Annotated in this window: 17 protein-coding genes, 1 tRNA gene and 1 pseudogene; 14 read left to right on the plus strand and 5 right to left on the minus strand. The window is 63.6% G+C overall.

The features are described 5' to 3' along the window. Nucleotides 1–95 precede the first annotated feature (95 nt). From GXY33_11500 to GXY33_11515, 4 genes are all read left to right on the plus strand, one after another. Nucleotides 96–233: a hypothetical protein gene (locus GXY33_11500; GenBank protein ID NLX05758.1), complete on the plus strand. Its 138-nt coding sequence runs from the start codon at nt 96–98 to the stop codon at nt 231–233. A gap of 73 nt (nt 234–306) precedes the next feature. Beyond that, nucleotides 307–1,773 (plus strand): PAS domain-containing protein, encoded by a 1,467-nt coding sequence (locus tag GXY33_11505; GenBank protein ID NLX05759.1) that lies wholly within the window; start codon nt 307–309, stop codon nt 1,771–1,773. Between the two features lie 12 nt (nt 1,774–1,785). Then, nucleotides 1,786–2,184 carry a response regulator gene (locus GXY33_11510; protein ID NLX05760.1) on the plus strand — a complete coding sequence of 133 codons (399 nt, stop codon included), beginning with the start codon at nt 1,786–1,788 and terminating at the stop codon, nt 2,182–2,184. Then, on the plus strand, nt 2,181–3,710 hold the full coding sequence (locus GXY33_11515; GenBank protein ID NLX05761.1) for an HD domain-containing protein: 1,530 nt from the start codon (nt 2,181–2,183) through the stop codon (nt 3,708–3,710). Before GXY33_11510 ends, GXY33_11515 begins: the two co-directional genes overlap by 4 nt. Nucleotides 3,711–3,726: 16 nt before the next feature. Here the strand turns inward: GXY33_11515 and GXY33_11520 are convergent, their stop codons facing one another. Next, nucleotides 3,727–6,090 (minus strand): hypothetical protein, encoded by a 2,364-nt coding sequence (locus GXY33_11520; protein NLX05762.1) that lies wholly within the window; start codon nt 6,088–6,090, stop codon nt 3,727–3,729. Nucleotides 6,091–6,412: 322 nt separating this feature from the next. Between GXY33_11520 and GXY33_11525 the strand changes: the two genes are divergently transcribed. The 3 genes and pseudogenes from GXY33_11525 to GXY33_11535 all read left to right on the plus strand — a co-directional run bounded on the left by GXY33_11525 (nt 6,413) and on the right by GXY33_11535 (nt 7,885). Then, nucleotides 6,413–6,496, plus strand: a tRNA-Leu gene (locus GXY33_11525). Between the two features lie 123 nt (nt 6,497–6,619). Beyond that, nucleotides 6,620–7,366, plus strand: a complete 747-nt coding sequence (locus tag GXY33_11530) for an alpha/beta fold hydrolase (protein ID NLX05763.1) — start codon at nt 6,620–6,622, stop codon at nt 7,364–7,366. A gap of 432 nt (nt 7,367–7,798) precedes the next feature. Further along, nucleotides 7,799–7,885: pseudogene (locus tag GXY33_11535) on the plus strand (energy transducer TonB). A 423-nt stretch (nt 7,886–8,308) separates the two neighbouring features. On the opposite strand, the gene GXY33_11540 reads toward GXY33_11535, so the two are convergent. Continuing rightward, nucleotides 8,309–9,304: a prepilin-type N-terminal cleavage/methylation domain-containing protein gene (locus tag GXY33_11540; protein ID NLX05764.1), complete on the minus strand. Its 996-nt coding sequence runs from the start codon at nt 9,302–9,304 to the stop codon at nt 8,309–8,311. A 291-nt stretch (nt 9,305–9,595) separates the two neighbouring features. Here GXY33_11540 and GXY33_11545 point away from each other — a divergent pair, with 291 nt between their 5' ends. From GXY33_11545 to GXY33_11565, 5 genes are all read left to right on the plus strand, one after another. Further along, nucleotides 9,596–10,141, plus strand: a complete 546-nt coding sequence (locus tag GXY33_11545; GenBank protein NLX05765.1) for an ACT domain-containing protein — start codon at nt 9,596–9,598, stop codon at nt 10,139–10,141. A gap of 9 nt (nt 10,142–10,150) precedes the next feature. Then, nucleotides 10,151–11,524 carry a PFL family protein gene (locus tag GXY33_11550; GenBank protein NLX05766.1) on the plus strand — a complete coding sequence of 458 codons (1,374 nt, stop codon included), beginning with the start codon at nt 10,151–10,153 and terminating at the stop codon, nt 11,522–11,524. A 72-nt stretch (nt 11,525–11,596) separates the two neighbouring features. After that, entirely contained in the window at nt 11,597–12,391 is a 795-nt protein-coding gene (locus GXY33_11555) for a 4-hydroxy-tetrahydrodipicolinate reductase (protein NLX05767.1), read from the plus strand. A gap of 18 nt (nt 12,392–12,409) precedes the next feature. Beyond that, nucleotides 12,410–12,985 (plus strand): hypothetical protein, encoded by a 576-nt coding sequence (locus GXY33_11560; protein NLX05768.1) that lies wholly within the window; start codon nt 12,410–12,412, stop codon nt 12,983–12,985. A 171-nt stretch (nt 12,986–13,156) separates the two neighbouring features. After that, nucleotides 13,157–13,525, plus strand: coding sequence for a hypothetical protein (locus GXY33_11565; protein NLX05769.1), 369 nt, complete (start codon nt 13,157–13,159; stop codon nt 13,523–13,525). A gap of 34 nt (nt 13,526–13,559) precedes the next feature. On the opposite strand, the gene GXY33_11570 is transcribed toward GXY33_11565, so the two are convergent. Then, on the minus strand, nt 13,560–13,868 hold the full coding sequence (locus tag GXY33_11570; protein NLX05770.1) for a hypothetical protein: 309 nt from the start codon (nt 13,866–13,868) through the stop codon (nt 13,560–13,562). Nucleotides 13,869–13,989: 121 nt separating this feature from the next. On the opposite strand from GXY33_11570, the gene GXY33_11575 reads away from it, so the two are divergent. Together GXY33_11575 and GXY33_11580 are read left to right on the plus strand one after the other, a co-directional pair. Next, the gene (locus GXY33_11575) at nt 13,990–14,772 is read left to right on the plus strand and encodes a zinc dependent phospholipase C family protein (protein ID NLX05771.1); all 783 of its coding nucleotides are present in this window, start codon (nt 13,990–13,992) and stop codon (nt 14,770–14,772) included. Between the two features lie 31 nt (nt 14,773–14,803). Continuing rightward, nucleotides 14,804–16,078, plus strand: coding sequence for a hypothetical protein (locus GXY33_11580; protein NLX05772.1), 1,275 nt, complete (start codon nt 14,804–14,806; stop codon nt 16,076–16,078). Here GXY33_11580 and GXY33_11585 read toward each other — a convergent pair. Both GXY33_11585 and GXY33_11590 read right to left on the minus strand, forming a co-directional pair. Then, on the minus strand, nt 15,995–16,243 hold the full coding sequence (locus GXY33_11585; protein NLX05773.1) for a hypothetical protein: 249 nt from the start codon (nt 16,241–16,243) through the stop codon (nt 15,995–15,997). The genes GXY33_11580 and GXY33_11585 overlap by 84 nt on opposite strands. Then, on the minus strand, nt 16,240–16,647 hold the full coding sequence (locus GXY33_11590) for a hypothetical protein (protein NLX05774.1): 408 nt from the start codon (nt 16,645–16,647) through the stop codon (nt 16,240–16,242). Before GXY33_11590 ends, GXY33_11585 begins: the two co-directional genes overlap by 4 nt. Nucleotides 16,648–16,649: the final 2 nt, after the last annotated feature.

The raw sequence follows: 16,649 nt of genomic DNA on the forward strand, positions 1-16,649 counted from the left end.
ACACGATCATCGACGTCCCGCGCATTAAGTCGCCCTGCACAACCGTCGATAACAACACTGGAAAGCTGGGTTTGCAGTTACTTTGAAAGGTCGCCATGAAAGACAAGTCGCCCTGGCTGATTGAAGTGATTATTACAGCCATCGTCCTGCTGGTGATGGCTTCGGTGCTCGTGCCACACCACGGCGAGGCGAGTTCCAACCCGCCCTCGCAGGAAAGTTCGGCCGCCCGATAGCCGTGACGATCGGCAACCCGATCGGCACGCAAGCCCGCTGGACGACGGAGACAACGAGAGAGGGGTAAAGAAAATGAGTCTGACCGAACGCATACACGAAGTGCTTCTGACCCTGTTCGTGGTGGTCTTCCTGCTGGCCGTCTGGGGCCTGACCGGGGTGGGCGGAGCCGACAGTCTTCCCGTGAGCATCTGGACCGCGATCGGCGCCGTCAGCGCGGCCGGCGCCCTGCTCGAGATCTTCATGCACCTTCGCACCCGTCAAGCCCTGAAGGTCATGCGAACGCAGCTCGAGCGGATGTCCAACCAGTCGCAGGTCGGCATGGTCATGATCGACGACCACTGGCCGGTGGCCGGCCTGGCCAACATGCTGAACCACTACTTGTCCCGCATCCGCCAGGAAATGGACGAGCAGACCCGCCGGCGGCGCGAGCTCGATCTGCTGGTCGCCGCGGTCAATGCCGAAAAGAGCAACACCGAAGCCGTCATCAGGAGCATCACCGATCCGGTGCTCGTGCTCAACGCGTTCGGCGAACCGATCCTCTCGAACTGGCACGCCGAACAGCTCTTCGGCTTTTCGGCCAAGGAAGCCAAGGGCAAGTCTCTCGAGGACCTGGTGAATGTTCAGCGGATCCTCGCCCTGGTGACCGAGGCCCGCAGCGGCCGCAAGGAACCGATCCGCGACGAATTGTGGATTCGCGACCCGGCGGGAACCGACCGCTGCTTCGACGCGACGGTCTCTCCGGTATTCATCAAGGACGACGCCCCGTGGGCGATCGTGCTCACCCTGCACGACCTGACCCGCGAACGCCAGTTGGCGGAACTGAAGAACGAGTTCGTCAACCACGTCACCCACGAGCTTCGCACCCCCCTTTCGAGCATCCGCGCCTACACCGAACTGCTGCTTGACGACGAGCTTCAAAGCGCCAACCAGCGGGCCGATTTCTACCGCATCATCGATAATGAAGCCGCCCGTCTCGAGCGGTTCATCGAGAACATCCTGAACCTCAGCCGGATCGAATCGGGAGTCATGCCGTTTGTGCCCGTCCCGGTCGACCTGACTCACGAACTCAGGGAAGCAGTCGCCCTGATGCAGATGCAGGCCCGCGAAAGGCAGATCGATCTGACCCTGGAGGCGCCGGACAGCCTGACCGTCCAAGCCGACCCCGACCTGTTGCGCCAAGCGGTGCTCAACCTCGTGGGCAACGCGGTCAAGTACACGCCGCCCTCCGGCAGCGTCACCGTCTGCGCCTGGCCGGTTCAGGACGGCGTCTGCCGCATCGACGTCAGCGACACCGGGATCGGAATTGCCCCGCAGGACCAGGAACGGGTCTTCGAAAAATTCTATCGCACGCGGACCGGCCACCAGATCGCCCCGGGCACCGGGCTGGGCCTGGCCCTGACGCGAAAGATCGTCGAGGAACTCCACGGCGGACAGCTCACGCTCGAATCGACCCCCGACAAGGGCTCGAAGTTCACCATCAACCTGCCCCAGCCGGTCGACCTGACGGTCGAGGAAGCCCGGACGCTGGAAACGGTCTAGCCGCAGGGAGTCATGGAACGCCAGACGCAAACCATCATCATCGTCGATGACGAGCCTCACATCGTTCGCGTGGCCGAGTTGAAACTGGCTCGCGCCGGCTGGCACGTGGTCGCGTGCCACGACGGACAAGGGGCCTGGGAATCGCTGCAGCGACACTCACCGGCCATGGTAATCACCGACTATCAGATGCCGCAAATGGACGGGCTGGAACTGGCCCGAAAGATGGCCCGCGATCCACGCTTCGCCTCGGTGCCGGTCATCCTGCTGACCGCACGCGGCTTTGCCCTGTGCGAAGCGGACCTGGAGACCACAAACATCGTCAAGATTCTGAGCAAGCCCTTCAGCCCGCGCGGGCTCGTGGCTCTGGTTCGCCAGGAACTGGAGAAAGCGGTAGCGGAGGCGGTGACGTGACCCATGCGCACGCGGACACCGCCGTCCTCTCGCCGATGATCGAGCACGTGCGGGCGCTGTGGTCGCGGCTGGAAGGGAACGTCGGCTGGATGGACCGCGACGGCCGTTCGGATCTGGCCGGCTGCGACCCGGACCACTGGAATGCCCTGGAAGACGCCCTCGCCGAGTCGCTACGGCAGTGCGCTCCGGTCCAATTCCAGGCCGCTCGCCGTAGCGGCTTGGCCGTTCCCATTCTGTCGTTCGGAAGGTGCGTCGGCAGCGTCGCCTGCCTGGTCGCAGGCCGCTCAGTGGACGAGACGGACGCCCTTCTGGCCGTCTTCGCCGACCAGCTCCGCGGCGTGGAACGGCAGACACAGGACCGTTTCGAGTTGGACTCGATGTCCGAACAGCTTGGGCAAAGCTATGAGGAGCTGAGCCTGGTCTACAAACTCGGCGGCGGAACGAACCTGACCGACGGCCCGAAGGAGTATTTCCAGCGGTTCGCCGATGAACTGCTGGAGATCATCGGGGCCCGAACCCTGGTGGCCCTGATCCAGCCGCCCAAACAGGACTACAGCCAACCGTTCATCGCGGGCGAGGGACTCGGCTCGGAAGTACGGACCGAGGCGGTCGCCCGCTACGTGCTCCAACTCGCTTCGCGAACTGCGGGGCCGGTCATTCTGACCAACCTCTCGGCCCATCCGACGCTGGTGCAACTGACCGGAGGAACCGACCGAAGCATGCTGGCCGCTCCCTTGCGGGCGGGCCAGAGCGTGCTCGGCGTGATCGTGGCCATCGACAGGCACGGCCGGGACACGTTCGACTCGGCCGATGCCAAACTGCTCAACTCGGTGGCTGAGCAGACCGCTGGATTCCTCGAAAACCGTTTTCTGGTCCAGGACCTCAACGAGCTGTTCATCGGCCTGCTGACCAGTCTCGTCAGCACCATCGACGCCAAGGACCCCTACACCTGCGGACACAGCCAGCGGGTCGCCCTCATCTCGCGGTGCATCGCCGAATCGCTGGGCCTGGGCATCAACGAAATCACGGAAGTCTATCTGGCCGGGCTGTTTCACGACGTGGGCAAGATCGGTGTCGATGACGCCGTCCTGGCCAAACCCGGACGCCTGACCGCCGAAGAGTACGAAAAGGTCAAAGAACACCCGGTGATGGGGGCCAGGATCATCTCGGGCATCAAGCAGCTTCGCAACATCATTCCCGGCGTGCTCTACCATCACGAACGCTACGACGGCTCCGGGTATCCTGAAGGGCTCAAGGAGGATGCGATCCCGATGATGGGAGCGATCGTGGCCCTCGCCGACTGCCTCGACGCCCTGACCTCCGGCCGAACCTACCGCAGCGCCCTGAGCTTCGAAGCGGCCATTACCGAACTCACCAGGCCGGAAGAGAAGAAGTTCTCGCCGGCGATCCTGCATGCCCTGCTCGAATGCCCCGCCAACACGCTGGAGCGCCAACTCCAAGCCGCCCAATCGGAAAACAGAAGCAGCCAGCCCATCCCGTCGATCGGCTGGCTGCAGGACTATTAATTCACCGAGTAAGCGCTCAGTCTCTCGTCCACCGCACTCCGATCAGTGCGAAACCTGTCAGCAGCAGAGCCGCCAGGATCGCCGCCAGACCGCTGCACGGCAACGGCATGTCCAGATCATCCACCTGGGCATCCGTCTCCTTGGGCTGCTCGACCGGAGCCGCCGGCTCCGGGGTCTCGTCGGGCTCCGCAATCGGCTCCTGCACGTCGCGGACCGGCGAAGCCGCTTGTCCGCTCTCGGCGAACACCGCCACGACCGACTTGGGACCGTTCATGATGAAGCTCAGCGGATTGTCCGTGCTGATCTGGTCGCCTTCCCATCGGACGAAGCTCCACCCCTCCGACGGAGTGGCCGTCAGTTCCACGATGCTGCCGGCGGCGAACAGGCCGCCGAACGGCACCACCTCGCCTTCGCCGACGATGGAGATCGACAGCGGATGGTTGATCGTGTCGGGCCGGATGAACTCCGCCTGGACGGTCCGGTCGCGATTCATCAGCACGGCGATCGACGGTTCGTAGATGAACTCGGTGTCCAGATCGCCCCACCACCGCCGGAACTCCCAGCCTTCTTCCGGCTGGGCGACGAGGTCCACGAACGTATCGTCGTCGTAGATCGGCCCGTTCGGATCGCGAACGATCCGCCCCAGACCGGTGACCACCGGGGTCAGAATCCGCTGCTTGATGAACACGGCCTGAACCGCCTTGTCCTCGCCCATCACCACGGTCAGCGGATTGGTCGTGCCGGAGGCGTCGCCCTCCCAATGGTCAAACCGCCACCCCTTGGCCGGCGTCGCCGTCAGCGCCACGTTCTGATCCGGCGAGTAGTACGTATCTTCCGGATCCGGATTGACCGTCACCGTGCCGCCGCCCACCGCGCTGGCGTAGATTCGATACGCCGGCTCGAACTTGGCGACCACCGACGTGGGATGAACCACCTCAACCCGGGTCGGATTCTCCAGCGGCCTCTCAGCCCCGACCCACTCGCTGAACCGGTAGCCGGGGTACGGAACCGCGGTCACCGAAAGGTAACTCAGCTGCTGATAACTGAATTCATACCGATCTCGCAGCACCGCGCCGGCCCCTTCCGGCTCGGTCGTCGTGCTCACCAGGGCGCCTCCGCCGATCCCGATGACAGCGGCTTGGCTGAAGCTGTACGGAGTGGTGCATCCGTCTCCAGGCAGATCGATGCTGTACCATCCGTCGCACTGCCCGGACCACCCGAGATTGAAATGGTACAAGTAGTATCGCTCATCCTCGTTGTCGTCGTCCTGAATGTACTGGTAGCCGTCCAGAACGAACGCGTGTCCGCCAAATCCATTCTGGCCGCCGTAGAAGACCGGCCGTCCTTCATCCAGTTCCAGCCTCATCAGGCTTTCCCAGTCGCTGGTGGTGAGCATATAGCTCGGAACATACTGGACACTGCTCGAGTACTTCCAGTTGTTCCTCAGGGCATAGGGAACGCGACTCGAGAAAGCACCCGACCCGCCCAACTCCGCCGGCCCATAGTCCATGCCCACCGTAGCCCCGACGTAATAGCCGAGCCGCGCCACCGCGTCGATCTCACTGGTCGGGCTGCTCGGTGTAACGTATTGGCTGGTAATCGCCTGCCAGTTGATCGCAGGCTCGTCGGTCAGGTCGTCGATCTCCACGTGAAGGTCGAGCGAGGAGGTATAGTAGTTGACGCCGCCTTGCCCCTTGCCATCAAAGGGATATTTCCAGTAGTTCATGATCTGAGCCGTCGCGGTGGCCACACATCCGACCACGCAACGGGTTCCGCCATACATCGGACAGAACCGATTGTATGGATCCCCCTGGTCCCACCGCGTCGTAACCATCGGACCCACCTGGTTGATGACGGTGGTCTCGCCCGCCTGCGCGCTCAAGTCGCGAAACTGCTCCGCCCTGGACTCGACCGTGGTCCACAATGGGTTGGCCAAGTTCCGATCGTTGGCCCGCGCGCACTCGATCCTGCTGAGCAATTCCTGGTAGAGCGCCTTGGCCGTCGGATTGGCATTGGGATCGAAGGTGTTGGTCTCCGAATAGAAAAAGACCGGGACCACCCCATCCTCATTAACCACCACCAGATCACCGCCGGTGGGCAGACGGTATTTGTAGGCCACCACGTCGCCGGTCTCGCTGGCCAGTTCACCGGCGAAAGGCGTCGCCGGTTCCGGTGCGTTCGGGGTGGGAGTCCATCCCGCGCGAGCCAGGTGCCAGCCGGACAGGTACGCCCAGTCCGACGCCATCTGGTCGGCTGCGTCACGCGATACCGGCGCAGCCTGCACCATGCCGCTGATCGTCAAACCACAGAGGGCGAGAAGGGTGGAAAGGACAAAGAAGCTGCCGGACCTTCGGGGGGCTCCGGAAATTCCGTCTGCCATGGCATCCTCCAGGCAAATGAACGAGGTTCTCTGCAGGGGTCGGGCCTTTTCTACCGATCTTAAAGCCAAATCTATAAACAAATTACGTCATTCGACATCGCTTTTCAACAGAAAATTCCGCCCGTGTTCAAACAGGAAAGCCGCTGCGTCACACAGCGAACGCAACCCGATACGAACACGGGCGATAGGCCCCTGTGTCCCGGCAGCTACAGTTATTTGATATAACTGTCAGTGTACGACGCACTGACCGCATTGTCCCTTCCCGATATGACGGTTGCTTGTAACGGTTCACTGCCACGTCTATAATCGGGACGGCGCGATTGGCCGGGTGGCGGAATCGGCAGACGCTGGGGACTTAAAATCCCCTCCCCGAAAGGGGGTACGGGTTCGAGCCCCGTCCCGGCCAATACTCGATCCTGCCGCCGATGTTGCCCTTGACGCTGGAACCATCGTTGCGGATAATCCCACGGAATGTGTCGGCCCAGGGATGTGCCGGCCTGCATGGCAGATGGAAACAGGAACATCAGCGGTGTCCAAAAACGCATTGCTCATAGCCGCAGCAGGCCTTGTCCTGTGCGGATGCCAGTCCCAACTCACGTGCCCTCGAACCATCTACCTCGATGGGGCGGGTTGGTACAGCGGCCACTTTTCGGTTCGAAAAGGGCTTCGGGAGGCCGGATACACCGGCGACATCGAGCGGTTCGGCTGGTCCAGCATGCTCGGGCCGCTCCCGGACCACCTGCTGGCTGGTCCGGACCATCCGCGGGTCGACAATCTGGCTGACCGGATTACCCGGTTGCGGCGGGCCTGTCCCAAGGGGCAGATCGTCCTGGTCGGCCTCTCAGCCGGGACCGGCATCGTCATTCACGCCCTTGAACGTCTGCCCGTCGGCATCTCCGTCGACTACGTGGTGCTCCTGAGCCCTTCGATTTCAAGCCGCCACGACCTGACCCGGGCCCTGCAGCACATTCGCTACCGTCTCTACGCCACCAGCAGCCCGTATGACATGATCCTGGCCGCCGCGCCCAGCGCGGGCCTCGAGGGCGGTCGCCCGGCTGGGCAGGTCGGTTTCCAGACGCCCAGGATATTCACCTCCGGCAAGCGGGAGCTGTACGAGAAGGTGGTCAACCTGGCCTGGCGACCGGAGTACGCGGCGTGGGGCTGGGACGGCGGACACACCTCCGCCACCAACAGCGATTTCATCCGGGTGGTGATCGCCCCTCGGATCATGGACGAACAGCCACATCCTTTGGACGCCTCCATTGTGGAGCGATGAAGCGGGTTGCCGATGAATGGGTTGGTCAGACAGTGGATTGGCGCGGGTCTGCTCGCACTGGCGCTCGCCGGATGCTCCGGCAGCGAGTTTGAGGACCGCGGGCTCCATCACAAAGCCTATCAGGTGTATCTCAAGCAGGTCGAGGCCAGTCCCGGCAGCCGGTCCGCCGTCCGCGGCATGGCGAGGACCGCCCCGCTGGCCGCCGCCTACTGGCAGCGCCAAGCCTATGCAGCCGAGGGCGCCGACAACCTGCTCGAGTCCGCCCGCTCTCACAAGCGGGTCCTCGAGATCAAACCCAACGAGATCGGCAGCATCGCCGCCCTCCGTAACATCGCCAAAAACCACCCCGACGTCTACGCCCAAGTCCTGCCCAGATCGCCCGAAGTCAGCCTCGCCCAAGCGGACGCCGAAGTGAACGAATCTGCCACGCGTCCGTCCGTTCAGGACAGCGCCGAAGCTGAGCAACCGCAGCCCGAACCGCCTCCGCCGGCCCCGGAAGCCAAACCCGAACCGAAACCCAAGCCCATCGAATACGGTCCCATCAACCGCCCAATCCGGGCCAATCCGTACGAGTTCAAACCCACCGTCCGCCGCACAGATCGTGACGGCGAGTTCCTGTTCTCGCTGCGGGTGAGTTGCGAGGATAACCGCTATCCGAAGGAGGCAAGACTCAAGGACGGCCTGAGCGTCGAGTTGAAGGACACCGACCCGGATCCGCTCGACGCCGATATGAACGTCTACCTGCGCGGACGCCGGATCGGCAAATTCAAGAACCTCGCCGAAGGCGACGCCATGGTGGTCATGGGTGCAAGCTCGCGGATTTACGAGATCATCGTCCTGCACATTCACGATATGACCGAGACGGTCACCGTGGCTCTGCGACAAAGCGAGTAATGCCGCTTGCCGGGCGTCTTCGGTTTTTGCCTCTTCGCCATACGGCTTCTACGGCACGATGCTTCGGGCGTTGCTGAAGGCCGAGGCGCTGGGCAGCAAGCCGGTGTCCGTGCCGCTGGGAAACCAGAACCGCGCCTGACGCGCCCCGGATCCCAAGCCCTCGTCGGCGTCGCTCGGCCCATCCGGCTGATGCTCGACGTGGCCGTCGAAAAACAGCATGTTCAGCCCGTCCAGATGCCGGAACGCCTCCCGCCGTCCCGAGCGGAACCGGTACGAGAGGCTCGGACTTTCGGTCTCAACATCCTCTTCGTCCAGCCACGCCCCGTGGGTCGTATAGCTGTAGTCCACGTTGCTCATCCGCTGCGGGTTGCCCCGATCAATCTTGCAGGCGTCAGCCAGAAACACCTTCCAGGACGGATTGGCCAGATTGTCCAGCCGTGGGAAATGACCATCCGGGACGAACGGATGGGACCAGAACAGTGTGCCCGGGCCAAACCCGGTCCGCCGGCTCACCGGAACGTAAGTGAAGTAGCGGCAGGTTGCGTAGCTTGAGACGTAAGTCTCAATGTTGATCCGGCTGGCGTGATTCAAAAACGCCCGCCACTGGTTGGCCGGGCAACGGAACGCCCACCGCTTCGATTGGTCGTACCGCTCGGGTATGTCGGCCGGTACGTCCGTCACCATCATCGCCAGAAGCGGCGAGGCCCAGTCAAAAATGTGCACCGCCGGCCAGGCATCCCGCGTCGAGTTCCATGCGTAGTACCCGCCGTAGACGGGCCAGCCTACCCCGCCGGGATTGGCCCCATTGCCGCTGGTATTGGGCGATCCGGGCAGGTAGTCGTCGTATTCCCGCGCGTAGGCGGCCATCGCCTGCCCCAGCGCGTGCAGATTGCCTCCGCAGACCGTCTGGCGGCCCAACGCCCGGGCCGTGCTCAGCGTCGGCAGCAAGATGGCAATCAGCAGCACAATCACGGCGACCACCACCAGCAGCTCGATCAGGCTGAACGCCCCGCGCGCACCGGTTAACCCCGCGCTACCTCGCATCGTACCAGCCCTGCCTCTGTGATAACCGGCTGTCACTATACCATACACCGCCAATGGACGCCAACCTTTTTTGAGGCAATCTGAGCCGTCCCGGGCCCAGCCAGCGGCAAGAACCGCAGAACCCTCCGCACCCCCCTCCCATCCCACGCCGCCGCCCTTCCCGTTGCGCATCGCCCTGGGCCACTTGCCCGTTGCGACGATTCCGCCGACGACGTATAATCCTCACTCATGTCCACACAGAACAACAAACAGTCCAAACAGTCGGGTTCGCTCAGGTTCGTCGTGGCCGTCATGAGTCGCGACCGGGTCGGCATCGTCCGCGACGTCACAGCGGTCCTAAACCGCCAGAACGCCAATATCGACAGCATCAGCCAGACCGTCCTGAGCAACTACTTCGCGCTCACCTTCGTGGTCAGCTTTCCTGAGCCGATGGAAGACGAGGCGGTGCGCGAACTGCTCCGGTCGGCCGGCGCGGCCGGCGAGTTTGAGGTCGGCATCAAGACTTTCGAACCGGGAGTCGAGGACAAACCCGCCCTCACCGACGCCGACAGCTTCGTACTCACCGTCACCGGTCAGGACCGCCCGGGCATCCTCGGCCAGCTCGCCGCCTACCTGGCGGGCAAGGGCATCAACATCCTGGACCTCTACGTCCGCCGGCCCGACGCCGAGCAGTTCGTGCTGATCTCGCAGCTCGCCGTCCCGCGCCGGATGAACATCGCCCAGATCCGTCTCGACATCGAGGAACTCGGCCGGCGGATCCACCTCACGGTCGCCCTCCAGCACGAGAACATCTTTCGCGCCACCAACGAACTGACTCCCCCGTCCACTTTCTTTTAGGATCCCATCATGCTGCGTACGGATGACATTCTCTCCACCGTCCGAATGCTCCGCGAGGAGCAGCTCGACGTCCGCACCGTCACCCTCGGCATCAATCTCCAGGAGTGCGCCTCGTACGACGTCGATCACCTCTGCCAGAAAATCCACAACAAGATCCTGGCCAAGGCCCGCCAGCTCCTGCCCGTCTGCGAGGAGGTCGGCCAGAAATACGGCATCCCGATCGTCAACAAACGCCTGACCATCAGCCCGATCACATGGTTGATGGAAGGCCATCACGAGCAGGCCTACGTGCAGGTCGCACGCCAACTCGACACCTCAGCCCGGGCCGTGGGAGTCGATTTCCTGGGCGGCTTCACCGCGCTGGTCCAGAAGGGCATGACTCCCGGCGAGCGGGCCTATTTCAACGTCCTGCCCGAGGTGCTGGCCAAAACCGACGTGATCTGCGCCTCGGTCAACGCCGCCTCGACCAAAGCCGGGCTCAACGTCGATGCGATTCTCCTGGTCTCCGAGGCGATCAAGCGGGCGGCCGAACTGACCGCCGACCGCGGCGGGTTCGGCTGCGCCAAACTGGTCGTCTTCGCCAACATTCCCGAGGATAACCCCTTCATGGCCGGCGGGTTCCTCGGACCCGGCGAGCCCGAAACGGTAATCAACATCGGCGTCTCCGGTCCCGGCGTCATCAAACGCCGTCTCCAGCAGATGCTCCAGGACCATCCGGAGGCCAACCTCGGCCAGATCGCCGAGCAGATCAAGGAAACCGCCTTCCGGGTCACCCGCGTCGGAGAACTGATCGGCCGCGAGGTCGCCGCCAAGCTCGGCGTCGAGTTCGGCATCGTGGACCTCTCGCTGGCCCCGACCCCGCGGGTCGGCGACTCGGTCGGCGAAATCCTCCAGGTCATGGGCCTCCAGCACATCGGAAGCCCCGGCACCACCGCCGCCATCGCCCTGCTGACCGACGCGGTCAAGAAAGGCGGCCTGTTCGCCTCCAGTTCCGTCGGCGGCTTGTCCGGCGCGTTCATCCCTGTCGCCGAGGACGCCGCCATGGCCCAGGCCGCGGGCGACGGCTCGCTGACCATCGAGAAACTCGAAGCCGTCACCAGCATCTGCTCGGTCGGCCTCGACATGGTCCCCATCCCCGGCGACACCTCAGCCCAGGCCATCGCCAGCCTCATCGCCGACGAACTGGCCATCGGTGTGATTAACAACAAGACCACCGCCACCCGCCTGATCCCGGTGCCGGGCAAGAAGGCCGGCGAGGTCGTCCGCTGGGGCGGGCTCTTCGGCGAAAGCCCCATCCTCGACGTCCGAAATCTCTCGGCCGGACAGACCCTGATCTCCCGCGGCGGCCGAATTCCCGCCCCCGTTCACAGTTTGCGAAATTGAGATTTACCTGCGATCAGCCGGCGCGTAAGATGGGCGGGGGTTTCGGTTTCCCTGGTTCTGGAGGCGTGGTTTATGGTGAAAGTGGCGATCCTGGGCGCGTGCGGACGCATGGGGCGTCGGCTGGGCACGCTCGCCCATCAGGATGAGCATCTGCAGGTCGTCTGTGCGATCGAACGCGAAGGCCACGAGGATCGGGGCAAGGACTACGGCCGCGCCCTCGGCCTTGCGGACATGGGAGTCAAGGTCGGCCCGACGTTGACCGGTCACCCGCAGGTCATCATCGACTTCACCACGCCCGAAAGCACCACGGCTTGGGTCGAACAGGCCCGTGACAACGGCATCGCCCTGGTCATCGGCACCACCGGCCTGGGTGACCGCGAACTTGACCTGATCCGCTCGGCCGCCCATCAGATCCCCATCGTCCAGGCCCCCAACATGTCGGTCGGCGTCAATCTGCTGTTCCGGCTCGTCGGCCAGGTCGCCAAATCCCTGGGGCCCGAGTACGACATCGAGATCGTCGAGGCCCACCACCGCTTCAAGAAGGACGCCCCCAGCGGCACCGCGCTGGGCTTGCTGAGTTCCATCTGCGACGGAATCGGCTGCGACGCCAGAGACGTGGCGGTCTTCGGCCGCGAAGGCAAATCCGCCGAACGCAAAAAGGGCCAGATCGGCGTCCACGCCGTCCGCGTCGGCGACACCGTCGGCGAACACACCGTCTACTTCGGCACCCTCGGCGAGACCGTCACGATCGGCCACAGCGCCCACAGCCGCGATACCTTCGTGCTCGGCGCCCTGCGGGCCGCCCGCTGGCTCGAAGGCAAAGCAGCGGGACTCTATTCCATGCAGGACGTGCTCTTCGGAGATTAGCAAAGGGAGGTTCGCGCCATGTCGTCCATTCGGTTCAAATGCCCGGCCTGCGAAAAGGCCATCGAGGTTGACGAGAGCGACGCCAATCAGCGGGTGATCTGTTTCTACTGCCGCCAGGTCGTCATCGTGCCCGAAAAAAGCGACCCGCAACTCGTCGGAACCGGCGCCCCGGGCGGCGCCAACTACCGCCACATCTCCGAAGGCGGGCCGGGCCCCGGGCCCGGCCGGCCCGGCAGCAAGTTGATCGGCCTCACGGGGTTCGTCTGCATCCTGGCCGCTCTGGCGCTGATGATCGTCCTGGTCGGCTGGCTGTTCATCCAGATGATGCCCGAGCTTCAGCAGGCGGCCCAACAGGAGCTGCCTCAGGACCAGATCCAGCAGATGATGGCCCAACGGGTCCAGGAACTGATCCGGGACGATCCGATTCCCCTGACCCTCATGTCGCTGTCCATGATGGTTCTCGGACTTATCGGACTGGTCTTCGCCATCATGGGTATCGCGCTGAACAACGGCCGGGGCTTCGGCATTGCTGGAGTCGCCATCGTCACCGCCATCGTCGCGCTGCTGCTGTTGCGTCTGCTGATCGGCATCTAGCACTCCCGATCCAGCCGCCGCGTTCATCATGCGACGATCTCCCTGCGCCCCAATTGTCTCTGAACCGCGCCGGTTGCTTGTCTACCTAAAGCCACCCTGATTTCCCGCCGAAACATCAATCAGCCGGTTGTTAACGGCCTATCGGGGGACTTGACAAGGGAGAGAGTCAGCATGATCGCCAATCTGCACCACGTCCACCCGGAACGTCGACGGGAACCGAGGCTCAGGTACTCCTGGGAGGCCTTTCTGAATCTGCCCGAACACCGCGGCGGAATCATGGGACGCATGGTCGACCTCAACAGCGACGGAGCCGCCCTGCTGGTCGGTCGAGCCTGCACCCCCAACCCCGGCCAGCCGGTCGAAATGAAGCTCGCCTATCCCCGCGTCAGCGACGGCGAATTCCAGATCCTCAACGACCAGCGGTGGGCGACCGTCCTGCGAACCGAACCCTATAACGACGCCCTCAGTCGCGTCGTCCTCCGCTTTCACCAACGCCTGGAAGAAGCCCCAGCCGAGGCCAACGAATACGTTCTGCACTGACCGCCTCGGGGCCTTCACAGCGGCCGCGCGTCCGCTACCGGTATCCGTCCGGTGAACTGTCCCGGCCCTCGTCGTCCTCGTCGTCCTGGTGCTTCCACCGGTCGGCATCCTGGGCGTCGTCGATCTCCCGCTCCAGGTATTTGAACATCTTCTCCTGCATGGGGGCAAACTTCTGGTAGTAACCCACCGTCGTTTGGTAGGCCCGCAGCAGCATGTCCATCTTCAGCAGCGTCCACTTTTGCAGACACTCCGGCTCCCGGATGTTGTCGAACGGATTGCACTTGAACTGCATTCTGCCGTGCTCATCGATCACGCAGAACTCACAGTCTCGGCACTGGATCATATTTCTATCCCTCTCTGTTGGAAATCGTTGCGTTTCCCGCTATCATTTCCATTATACAAGCCTGAACCGACAAACCGACCAAAATATGGTCGAGCGGCCGAGGAGGCGAGACGAGCCAAGCATGACCTTTTTTCTGTTAATCACACTGATGCTATTTCTCCTGTGCAGCCAGTCGCTGTCGTGGGGTCCGGCTACGCACGTGGAGTTGGCCCAGTCGGTGCTGAGCCGGCTCTCGAGCCTCGGATCGGGCCTCGCCGATCTGCTCGGCAGATACCGCAGGGACTTCCTGTTCGGCAACGTCTTTGCCGACGTCATCATCGCCAAAAAGCTCAGCCCGCGCCGGCAGGCGGCGCACAACTGGGATGCCGGACGGCGCGCCCTGACCAACGCCGACGACGACCGTTCTCGAGCCTTCGCCTACGGATTTCTGACCCACCTGGCCGCCGATACCGTCGCCCACAACCTCTACATCCCGTCGCTGATCCGGCAGACCGGCTCCAGCGTCACGCTCGGCCATCTCTACTGGGAGCTTCGGGCCGACCGGCTCGTCGCCCCGGAGCACCGCACCACCGCCCGCCGGCTGCTGCGGCTCCGCAAGCCGGACCACGATCAAGCCATCGCCGATCACGTCTTTCCGGAAGTCAGGTGGCTCGGCCTCAATCGCGGCATTTTCACGAGTACCAACCGCATCACCAACGGTCCCAATTTCGGCCGGGCCATGGGCGTCTGGGAGGACATCTCGCGCTGGCAACTGCTGCCCGAAACGATCCAGCGTCACAAATCCGACGCCTGTGACCGGATGATCGACCTCCTGCTCAACGGCCACGCCAGTGCCCTGCTGCAGGAAGATCCCAACGGACTGGCCGTGCTGCAGCGGCTCCGCGACCAGCGCCGAAGCGCCTGAAAAGCCCCTTGTTCGGCAACGGGCCAGAATAATGCAAGGACCGAAGCGACATACTGCCGCCGTCCTGATCGCAATCGTCGCCCTCACGGTCTGCCCCGCCCTTGTCGCGGCGGCCGATCTGAACGACGCCGCCTCGACCTTCCTGGTCCTGGAGTTCCAGGGGCAAGGCACCGCCGGCCGCAAGCTCGCCGATTCGGTGCAGGTCCGTCTCCGCCGGCAAGCCACGTCGCTCCTGCCGGACGCCTACGTCGTCAGTTGGATCGAGATCGAAAATCAACTGGGCGGACAGATAGACACCCTTTCCGGCGGCCTGCCGGAAACACTCCCGCAGATCGCCCGTCGTCTTGGGCTGGCCGAAGGTCAGAACCTCTACGTCCTTCGCGGCACGCTCACCGACAAGGGCCGGGCGGAGGTCGAGCTCTTCAGCCACACCGATGGACAACAGAAACACCTGTGGCAAAAGCGGTTCTCGGCATCGTCGGAACGGTGGCTGCCGCTTCTCTCGCAGCAGATCGTCGAAGCGGTCCTGCAGACGACCGGTGTAACCAGACCGCCTCCAGCCTCTCGCCCGGCTGTCACCTGGGGCCGGTCAATCCTGCCCAACGGCGACTTCCAGACCGGCGGCGAATTCCCCGCCCACTGGGCCAGACCCGATGGACTGTGCACCTTCTGGGGAAAATCTCCCGACGGCAACGGCCTGGCCCGGTTCGACACCGACGTCTCACAGGACCAGGCCCTGGAGTGGTGGAAGGCCATCGAGGCCGGGGCCGATCCCTGCTCAGCCCCCAAACCCATCCGCACCCAGCCTCCACACTACGATGCGGTCGGCGGCAACTACGGGGCCAGCCTCTACAGCGACTGGATCGAGATCAAGCCCCCCTGCCGGCTGCGACTCTCAGCCGACGTCCGCGGCCCTCGCAACGGCCAAGCCAAGATCTTCGTCAAAGGCTACGCCCTGCTGCCCAAGGGCAAAGAGGGAAGAACCGAACGGCGGGAAATCTGGCAGACCTATCTGCAATGCGACACCGACGGCGGCCCGGCCAAGGTCTATGCGGCGGAATTCGAAATCCCGGGCAAACCAGCCCAACTGAGCAAGCTGGACAAAACGGGAGAGCGCCAACTCCACCGTCCGCAGGTCCAGTGGCTGCGGCTCATGCTGTACGCCTACTGGCCGGTGGGCATCTACGAATTCGACAACGTGCTCCTTCAGCCCGCCAAACCGCTAGAGAAACAGCAGCGTGATCACGTACAAACCCGCCCCCACGCCCAGCATGGCCCCCATGATGGTCAACCACAGCAGCAGTGACGCCACCGGAAGCTGGCGAACGTCTTCGACCTTGGTCGCCTTATAGACCACCGCGATAATCAGCGTCAGCGGAAGCAACATCCACAATCGGTGGCTGTCGAACCGGATCGGGTCGAGGATCAGTGTCGCCGGAACCAGCATGTGGATCAACAAATGCCCGATCATGACGCCTTCCTCGCCGGTGTGTCCACAGTCGCCTGCGCGTTGACCCGGCCGATCGCATCAAGAATAACCAGAATGTTCAGCAGCCCGGCCACGCCCGTGTAGATCGTAGCCAGATCGAGCGTCTTCCCGTAGGATGGCATGGCTGAAGGAAGCTTGCCGATCGCCATCGTCAGCATCGTGTACCCGCCGGTAAAGACGTGAGCGGCGAACCACCAGCGGTTGGTGTCCCAGCTGACCGTGCTCTGGGCCCCGCCGATGACCACCCCGGTCCAGAACGCCAGGCTGATCGCCACAAAGATCACCAAGCCGCGAGCCCGCATTCCCGCATACAGGTGGCCCAGTCCAGGCACCAGCCACGCCAGCACGCCTGCCACAATCGGATTTTTGCCTCTGATCGCGCCCAATT

Source organism: Phycisphaerae bacterium (assembly GCA_012729815.1).
In the GTDB taxonomy this organism is placed as follows: Bacteria; Planctomycetota; Phycisphaerae; order JAAYCJ01; family JAAYCJ01; genus JAAYCJ01.

Coding starts and splice junctions, on each gene's coding strand:
- GXY33_11500 (NLX05758.1), top strand. CDS start 96: ATGAAAGACAAGTCGCCCTGGCTGATTGAAGTGATTATTACAGCCATC.
- GXY33_11505 (NLX05759.1), top strand. CDS start 307: ATGAGTCTGACCGAACGCATACACGAAGTGCTTCTGACCCTGTTCGTG.
- GXY33_11510 (NLX05760.1), top strand. CDS start 1,786: ATGGAACGCCAGACGCAAACCATCATCATCGTCGATGACGAGCCTCAC.
- GXY33_11520 (NLX05762.1), bottom strand. CDS start 6,090: ATGGCAGACGGAATTTCCGGAGCCCCCCGAAGGTCCGGCAGCTTCTTT.
- GXY33_11540 (NLX05764.1), bottom strand. CDS start 9,304: ATGCGAGGTAGCGCGGGGTTAACCGGTGCGCGCGGGGCGTTCAGCCTG.
- GXY33_11545 (NLX05765.1), top strand. CDS start 9,596: ATGAGTCGCGACCGGGTCGGCATCGTCCGCGACGTCACAGCGGTCCTA.
- GXY33_11550 (NLX05766.1), top strand. CDS start 10,151: ATGCTGCGTACGGATGACATTCTCTCCACCGTCCGAATGCTCCGCGAG.
- GXY33_11555 (NLX05767.1), top strand. CDS start 11,597: ATGGTGAAAGTGGCGATCCTGGGCGCGTGCGGACGCATGGGGCGTCGG.
- GXY33_11560 (NLX05768.1), top strand. CDS start 12,410: ATGTCGTCCATTCGGTTCAAATGCCCGGCCTGCGAAAAGGCCATCGAG.
- GXY33_11565 (NLX05769.1), top strand. CDS start 13,157: ATGATCGCCAATCTGCACCACGTCCACCCGGAACGTCGACGGGAACCG.
- GXY33_11570 (NLX05770.1), bottom strand. CDS start 13,868: ATGATCCAGTGCCGAGACTGTGAGTTCTGCGTGATCGATGAGCACGGC.
- GXY33_11575 (NLX05771.1), top strand. CDS start 13,990: ATGACCTTTTTTCTGTTAATCACACTGATGCTATTTCTCCTGTGCAGC.
- GXY33_11580 (NLX05772.1), top strand. CDS start 14,804: ATGCAAGGACCGAAGCGACATACTGCCGCCGTCCTGATCGCAATCGTC.
- GXY33_11585 (NLX05773.1), bottom strand. CDS start 16,243: ATGATCGGGCATTTGTTGATCCACATGCTGGTTCCGGCGACACTGATC.